This is a genomic window from Micromonospora yasonensis (genome assembly GCF_026013475.1).
In the GTDB taxonomy this organism is placed as follows: domain Bacteria; phylum Actinomycetota; class Actinomycetes; order Mycobacteriales; family Micromonosporaceae; genus Micromonospora; species Micromonospora yasonensis.
Genome location: NZ_JAPDPH010000513.1, coordinates 1 through 229 on the forward strand (window position 1 = coordinate 1; position 229 = coordinate 229).

The window sequence follows — 229 nt, forward strand, 5'->3', positions numbered from 1 at the left end:
GCCGTACTTGAATTCGGCGGCGTTGCCGTCCTTGACCGTGAGGTCCTTCAGGGCCAGGTCGCCGCCGTCGGCGACTCGGAAGATCCGGAAGGCGTCCTCGGAGTCCCGCTTGATCGTGGCGTCGTTGCCCTTGATCGTGATCTCCTGCTTGATCGTGGGCAGGCCGGTGCCGGACTTCTTGTCGGCGAAGCTCAGCTCGTAGACGCAGTGCGGAGCCAGCTTCAGCGTG

The 229-nt window shown here is 64.6% G+C and carries 1 pseudogene; it reads right to left on the reverse strand.

Going from position 1 to position 229, the window contains the following annotated elements:
• A pseudogene (locus tag ONA70_RS36610) lies at positions 1 to 229 on the reverse strand (hypothetical protein); the annotation flags it as partial.